Origin of the sequence: Shewanella sp. SR44-4, assembly GCF_014163715.1 — a bacterium.
Classification (GTDB): domain Bacteria; phylum Pseudomonadota; class Gammaproteobacteria; order Enterobacterales; family Shewanellaceae; genus Shewanella.
In genome coordinates, this window is the sequence record NZ_JACJDU010000013.1 from 71237 (window position 1) to 78128 (window position 6892).

General features: G+C 40.7%; 5 protein-coding genes and 1 tRNA gene (1 of these 6 only partly in view). 3 read left to right on the forward strand and 3 right to left on the reverse strand.

From position 1 onward, the window contains the following. Nucleotides 1–237 precede the first annotated feature (237 nt). On the forward strand, nt 238–2190 hold the full coding sequence (gene acs / locus H5125_RS08610) for an acetate--CoA ligase (protein WP_162023397.1): 1953 nt from the start codon (nt 238–240) through the stop codon (nt 2188–2190). A 111-nt stretch (nt 2191–2301) separates the two neighbouring features. Here acs and H5125_RS08615 read toward each other — a convergent pair whose 3' ends face one another. Then, a complete protein-coding gene (locus tag H5125_RS08615) occupies nt 2302–2703 on the reverse strand; it encodes a hypothetical protein (RefSeq protein ID WP_101086789.1) in 402 nt (133 codons plus the stop codon). 246 nt (nt 2704–2949) lie between these two features. Between H5125_RS08615 and H5125_RS08620 the strand changes: the two genes are divergently transcribed. Both H5125_RS08620 and H5125_RS08625 read left to right on the forward strand, forming a co-directional pair. Then, entirely contained in the window at nt 2950–4701 is a 1752-nt protein-coding gene (locus H5125_RS08620) for a DEAD/DEAH box helicase family protein (protein WP_182744028.1), read from the forward strand. Between the two features lie 79 nt (nt 4702–4780). Then, nucleotides 4781–5041 (forward strand): GrxA family glutaredoxin, encoded by a 261-nt coding sequence (locus H5125_RS08625; RefSeq protein ID WP_011636939.1) that lies wholly within the window; start codon nt 4781–4783, stop codon nt 5039–5041. A gap of 67 nt (nt 5042–5108) precedes the next feature. Here the strand turns inward: H5125_RS08625 and H5125_RS08630 are convergent, their stop codons facing one another. Together H5125_RS08630 and H5125_RS22060 are read right to left on the reverse strand one after the other, a co-directional pair. Continuing rightward, complete coding sequence (locus tag H5125_RS08630) at nt 5109–6260, reverse strand: DcaP family trimeric outer membrane transporter (RefSeq protein WP_101086787.1); 1152 nt, start codon at nt 6258–6260, stop codon at nt 5109–5111. Between the two features lie 613 nt (nt 6261–6873). Continuing rightward, nucleotides 6874–6892: transfer RNA gene (locus H5125_RS22060), tRNA-Lys, on the reverse strand; it runs 157 nt beyond the window's last position.

A 6892-nucleotide genomic window follows, 5' to 3' on the forward strand; every position in this document is an offset into this window, starting at 1 on the left:
TATTATTATTAAAAATCTGTTTTATTTTCATCTAAAACATCATGTATTGAGCAGAAAACAACCTACATAAGAGAATCGATATAAATAATCGACCAAATCTGCAGCAATCATTACCATGTTAACACGTGCAACAGACTAAATATTAAGGATATTTTAAAACTAGACCAAGGTCTAATAGTGCAAACAGCCCGTTGCAGATGATACTTTAACCACGCCATTTTTAGAAAGGGAAGCCCCATGACCCCGCAGTCTCTTTACAAAGTTCCTAGTGACATTGCAGAAAACGCACTGGTTAATAACGATCAATATAAGAAAATGTACCAGGAGTCCATTATTAATCCAGAAGGTTTCTGGAGAGAACACGGCAAACGTATTGATTGGATTAAACCTTATACCAAAATTAAGAAAACGTCTTTTGATGATCATAATCTTTCGATTAATTGGTTTTATGATGGCACGCTCAATGCCTCGGCCAATTGTTTAGATCGTCACCTTGAAGAACACGGCGATAAGCTTGCTATTATTTGGGAAGGCGATGACGCCAACGAACAACGCAAATTAACTTACGCAGAACTGCATACGCAAGTGTGTAAGTTTGCCAATGCGCTACGTAGCCAAGGGGTTAATAAGGGCGATATCGTCACTATCTACATGCCTATGGTGCCTGAAGCTGCAGTCGCGATGCTCGCTTGTGCTCGCATTGGTGCTGTTCATTCAGTGGTATTTGGTGGCTTCTCACCAGACTCGATAGCGGCAAGGGTAATTGATGGAAAATCAAAAGTCTTAATTACCGCCGACGAAGGTGTTCGTGGTGGCCGTAAAATTCCTCTAAAACGCAGTATCGATGAAGCAATATCAAATCCTGATGTTACGTGCGTCGAAAAAGTCATTGTATTTAAGCGCACTGGTGGAGATGTAGATTGGGTTGAAGGCCGAGATGTTTGGTGGCATTCACTCATGGAAGTTGCCTCAGAATTTTGCCAACCAGCAGAGATGAACGCCGAAGATCCATTATTTTTGCTTTATACCTCAGGCTCTACAGGTAACCCTAAAGGTGTGCTGCATACTACCGGCGGTTATATGGTATATGCCTCGATGACACACGAATACGTGTTTGACTATAAAGCAGACGAAGTATATTGGTGTACAGCCGACGTAGGCTGGATTACTGGCCATTCGTATATGGTATATGGACCTTTTGCTAATGCCGCCACGGTATTAATTCATGAAGGCGTACCTAATCACCCTACTCCAGCTCGATTAGGTGAAATGATTGATCGACATAAGGTCAATATCCTGTATACCGCGCCAACCTTAATTCGCGCATTAATGGCTGAAGGTAAAGAACCTTTTAGTAGCTATAAAGGCGATTCATTGCGCATTATGGGTTCTGTGGGTGAACCGATAAACCCTGAAGCTTGGCGTTGGTACCATGAAGTGATTGGTCATGAGAACTGCCCTATCGTCGATACTTGGTGGCAAACTGAAACTGGTGGCATTCTGATTAGTCCATTACCTGGCGCAACTGATACCAAACCTGGCTCAGCGACTCGACCATTTTTTGGGGTACAGCCAGCACTGGTTGATAACATGGGTGATATTGTTGAAGGCACTGGTGAAGGTAACCTAGTTATCCTTGACTCGTGGCCAGGCCAAATGCGAACAGTGTACGGTGACCATGATAGATTTGCGCTGACGTATTTTAAAACATTCCGCGGCATGTATTTTACCGGTGATGGCGCGCGTCGTGATGAAGATGGCTATTATTGGATTACAGGCCGTGTCGATGATGTCATCAACGTTTCGGGACATCGCTTAGGTACTGCTGAAGTGGAAAGCGCTTTAGTGTCGCATGAGCTTGTTGCTGAAGCGGCCGTTGTGGGTTACCCCCATGACATTAAAGGCCAAGGCATTTATGCATACGTCACCCTAACTCGTGGCATTGAGCCAACAGAAGAGTTACGTCAAGAACTTCGTCAATGGGTTCGTAAAGAAATTGGTGCACTTGCAACCCCGGATCTTATCCAATGGGCAAGTGGTTTACCTAAAACGCGTTCAGGCAAAATTATGCGTCGATTCTTACGTAAAATTGCGGCTAATGAAGTCACTAACTTAGGTGATTCTTCTACTCTGGCAGATCCTGCGGTGATTGATACCTTGATTGAGTCTCGCTTAAACAAAACAGAGTAATAAAATCAACTTATGATGTTCTATCCACCCTGAGAAATCCTGACCAATTTCTCTTTTCGCCCCTCGATTGAGGGGCTTTTTTTATCTAAAAATTAAGATTCATTGACGTTTTTATTTATCTGAAACCTTAGGCTGTGGGCCATAAGCAGTATCAATGGTGACATTATATGAATGATCATTTAGAGTCATTTTATAGCTCGTTGATTGGCCCACTTTAATCGTTATGGCTTTGTCACCTAATAGATCCGCACCATCATTAGATTCATCACGTAAACTTATCAACAAATTAACCTTATTATCACTATTTGCTGTCGACACTATGGTCACGCCATAGTCTCCTTCGACACTAAGTGACACAGATTCATTTAATCCCATCACAATTTTTGAAGCCGATGCAGTAGCATCATCTGAATGCTTAACCGTTTCTTCAATAGATAAACCAATGACAAGACCTTCTTCGGCAACGGCGAGGTGGCTAACCATTAACAGAGCGGCTAACGATAAAAATTTCATAATGTGTTCTTCCTGATGGTGATAAATTTCATTTTTATTAGTATCAATATCATCTTATTTCAATAGATGAATCTACACCAACTGATATAAAAAAACAGCGCTTAACACGCAAAAAGTACCATCCCAGTGTATTTATCATCTTTAACCATGACCAATTGATTTATTTAACGCATTTAAAACATCATGGTCTATCAATCATTGGCTATGTTAAGCTTTGTATAAACCAAAATAACACTACTCGATAACGTGAAACATTCATCTACTCAACCCGGAAATATCACCTTACGCGACTATCAACAGCAATCAGTTGATGCGGCTATCGCTCATTTCAAGCACAGCCAACAATCAGCGGTGTTAGTGTTACCTACCGGTGCGGGAAAAAGTATTGTCATTGCCGAACTGGCACGTATTGCTAATGGTAATGTGCTGGTGCTAACCCATGTAAAGGAATTAGTCGCTCAAAATGCTGAAAAAGTGGGTTTGCTCACCCAAGAGGCCAATATCTATTCAGCAGGATTAAATCAAAAAAAGGCTAATGGCAAAACCGTGGTAGCCAGTGTTCAATCGGCCGCTCGCGCCCTAGAAAAATTCACTCAAGCATTTTCATTAGTGATCATTGATGAATGTCATCGAGTCAGTAATGAGTCTACCAGTCAATATCAACAACTGCTCACGCACCTTAAAGCGCGTAATCCTGACATTAAACTGCTTGGGCTAACCGCCACGCCTTATCGTTTAGGTTTAGGCTGGATTTATCGGCACCATTATCATGGGAAAGTAGGTAATACTGATAAACCTGTATTCGAAAAATGCATTTTTGAACTCCCAATGCGACCATTAATCAAGAAAGGTTACCTAACCAAACCGACCATTTTTGACGGGTTGAGTGCGCAATATGATTTTAGTGAACTGGTGGCGCATGACAGTGGTGAATACCCACAAATGGAAATCGATTCTTTATTGCATCATCAGGGACGAGCAACCACTGCAATTATCAAGCAAGTAAAACAACTTGCCGAATGCCGAAAAGGTATTTTAATTTTTGCAGCTACGGTCAGACATGCCAATGAAATCATGACTCTGTTAGACAACGATGCCGCCTTAATTACCGCTCAAACGCCACATAACGAACGTGATGACATCATCCATCGCTTTAAAGCCCAGAGCCTCAAATACATTGTTAACGTTGCCGTATTAACCACAGGCTTCGATGCACCTCATGTCGACCTTATCGCAATTTTGCGCCCCACTGCATCGGTGAGCCTATTCCAACAAATGATTGGCCGAGGGTTACGTTTAGCTCCCAATAAAACAGATTGTTTAGTCATTGATTATGCCGCTAATGGTTACGACTTATTTTACCCAGAAGTCGGTCAAGCCAAACCCAATAGCAAATCAGTGCCAGTACAAGTGCATTGTCCTGTGTGTCAATTTGCTAATACTTTTTGGGGTCTAGTGGATGGCGATGGTGATATTGTTGAACATTATGGCAGACGCTGCCAAGGATTAATCAATGAGCAACAACAGTGTGATTTTAGATTTCGATCAAAATCATGCCCAGACTGTGGAGCGGAGAATGATATCGCGGCTCGCATTTGTCATAGCTGCCAATCGACCTTAATTGATCCCGATAAACGCCTAAAACAAGTACTTAATGCTCAGCATCATCATTTATTTAAATGTGAGCAAATGTTGTTGCACGATCAAGACAATAAGTTGCTTATTCAATACATTGACATTGAAGGTAATGATTTTAAGCAAACGTTTAACTTCGCGACACCAGCACAACGAAAAGCTTTTTATGCGGTATATGTTCTCAGTCATACCCGCACGCCAGGCATTCCCCATCCTCAATATAAAAAAGTCACTGATGTATTGGCGGATCAAACTCGATTCAGAAAACCCGATTTATTATTACTGAAAAAAAACAAACATCGTTGGGATTTAGTTGATTCATTTTTTGACTATCAAGGCAAATATAAAATCGATATGAGTTAAAACAAAATTAATTGCGTTGAATTATGATTTGAAAAGTACTTATGGTATAAATTGGCCATATCATTAAACAGGAGTCACCATGTTTGTAGTTATTTTTGGCCGCCCAGGTTGCCCATATTGTGTTCGAGCTGTTGAATTATCAGAAAAGTTAGCGGCGCAAAGTGAAGATTTTAAATTCAAATATATTGATATTCATGCCGAAGGCATCACTAAAGCGGATTTATCAAAAAGTGTGGGTAAAACGGTAGAAACTGTTCCACAAATCTTTGTTGATGAACAACCTATTGGTGGTTGCACCGAATTTGAAGCTTATGTTCGTCAAAACAACTTACTCAATTAAGTAAGCTTCTTAAATTTAAACTAAAAAGGCAACCGATCTGGTTGCCTTTTTGTTATCTGCTCAAATATTAAAGAGCATATTTCGCCGAAAACATAATCCGATTTAAGTCGCCATCAGAACCGTCTTCACGTTCATTTAAGGCATGCATAAACTCAACCCCAAATGTTAGTGGCTTTGAAGGTGAAAACAATAAGTTAACGTAACCAGAGTAAGCCTCTTTATTAACTGCACCACCGGTAAGCGCCACATCATTATCTGCGCTAAAACCTGAGAACGTCACACTAGAACGCCATTGCTCCGACCACCAGTGACGATATGACACAAAACCACCAAATGATTTAATCGCTTGAATTTCCCCATTGGTATCAAGCACGCCAGCGTTGGCATAATTTAGCGCCATATAACGACCTAACCCTTCCCCGTAAGTTGCAGTAAATTTGAAGTCATCTTTACCGACAGGAATAACACCCGCGAAACTGACACCATAACCTAGTTCTGATGTGTCATACGTTGTGGTACCAACAACTTGCTCTAGATCTAATTGCCTTACAATCGCCGCCACTGAAAATGCAGAACCACTGGCAGCACTAAAGTTATAGCGACCAACAAAATCAGGAACAACGCCACTGCCACTAGTAATTCGACCACCGCCGCTCAATGGCGTCACAGTTGTTTCAGGATTCTCAATTGAGAACTGCCAATTGCCACTGGTATAACGTAGTTGTGATTGTCTCACAAACGGTGTTCCATCAGCCGCACCGACAAAGTCTAGGTTTTCCGGTAAAGCACCAGGGTTTTGGAAAGTAGTCCACGTTTGCCCTACAGTCCAATTGTCATAACTTACAAATGCATGGCGAATACGTGGAGAGTAACTATTAGAAACTCGTTCATTACCATCTGTATGCGTCATAAAATCCAGTTCAATAAAACCAGTCAGTGTATGCCCTTCAACATCAGTAACCGTCTTAAAATTAAAACGTGATTCACGAGCTTGAAAGTCGACTACTTGCTTACCATTACCCGTCGTACCATAAATAGTGCCTGGCACATAAAACTGACGAGATAACGAACCTGAATCTGGCGCCCCATTGCCATAATCACTAAACATCACATCGGCTTTAATGTAACCACCAAAAGTCATATCTGTAGCAGCCTGAGCTCCCCCACTCATCGCCAATAACGCGCCTGCAACATAAAGACTGAGTTTTTGCTTTTTCATTATTATCTCCCTATTGATATTGTTCTAATCTTGAGCAATATGAGCCAATTAACAGTCATGTAACATTAGCAATAGGTCTATGAGACAAAAGTAGACAAGCAAAAACTAATAAATAGACTACTTCGAAAACAAGATGTTGTTTAATACAATGTAGATCTTGATGAGTTTGGACACTAAAGATTTATAAGAAATTAAACGCTAAATAAGCTGATAACAAAATACATCGACCAATTACGACCTGGATTGGTTTCGTATAGCATCTTAGGCTCGCTGGAATATAATCATCGAACGCTACTCAAATCTTGTAACGTAATAATAAGATATAACGTTGATAAAAGGGATTATTAGAGGACATAACTAAAGGAGTAAAATAGTGGGTGATGAAAGGTTCAAACATTGTAAACATGACTCAAAAGTCAACGGCAGCAGTTGATTTCACACAGAGTAACTGAGCTGACGATCCATCTTGATTTTGCAAAACCTAGTTATTATTGAAGTTAAAACAAACTATCGAGATTTAAACATCTGAAAATATACTGAGCTATTTTAGCCAATGATAAGTCTGGTATTCTGTGATGATTTAGAAATAATAGTGAGGGAATAACAGAGAAAGTGGTGGGTCGTGAAGGATT